The following is an 812-nucleotide window of genomic DNA, read 5'->3' on the forward strand; positions in this document are numbered from 1 at the left end:
AGCATGAAGTCTGCTGGGCCGATGCCCCACTATGGTGCGGTACTGCGTCGCGTTTTTCGATCCTTTCCGACTGGGCCGGCTCACGATGGCGCGCGTGGAGCGCCGGAGCTGACAGGCCGTGGCTGATCTGATCGAGATAACCGATCTCTACGACCCCCGCATCGAGGTTTACCGAGACATTAGAGAAAGGGACTTGGTGGGCCGGGCTGGTCTCTTCGTAGCAGAGGGTAAAGTCGTCGTCGAGAAGCTGGTAGACAGTGACCTGCATCATCCCCTTTCGCTTCTGATTGCAGGCAAGCGCGTTGATGCGCTCCATCACGTTATGTCTCGCCTCGCCGATAATGTACCTGTCTATGTGGCCGCGCAGCATGTGATCGATGCGATCGCTGGCTTTCCCTTGCATCGGGGAATTTTGGCGATTGGTCGCCGGTCCGAGGTGCCAAGCGCAGACGCGCTGCTTTCGGCTTCTGGAGAATACGCAACCGTCCTCGTCCTCGCTGGCATTGCCAACCATGATAATATGGGCGGGATCTTCCGCAACGCGGCTGCCTTCGGCGTGAATGCCGTGCTTCTTGATTCCGATTGCTGCGACCCTCTCTACCGCAAGGCGATCCGTGTATCCGTTGGAGCGACGCTACTCGTGCCGTTCGCCCAAATGGCGCGCCACCAAGACCCGGTCGATTTGCTCGAGCATCACGGTTTTGATCCGGTAGCGCTCAGCCCTGCTGGCAAGTGCATGCTGAACGACTGGCGTCCCCGGTCGCGAACAGCAGTCCTCCTCGGCGCAGAAGGACCCGGTCTTTCAGCTACTA

1 protein-coding gene is annotated in these 812 nt (G+C 59.5%); it reads left to right on the forward strand.

Features of this window, described 5'->3' with window-relative positions:
- Positions 1-118: 118 nt before the first annotated feature.
- Positions 119-812: RNA methyltransferase (locus LQ220_RS24825; RefSeq protein WP_230190630.1), on the forward strand; the 694-nt coding region annotated here is incomplete at its 3' end.

The organism is Sphingobium sp. CECT 9361 (assembly GCF_918741285.1).
In the GTDB taxonomy this organism is placed as follows: Bacteria; Pseudomonadota; Alphaproteobacteria; order Sphingomonadales; family Sphingomonadaceae; genus Sphingobium.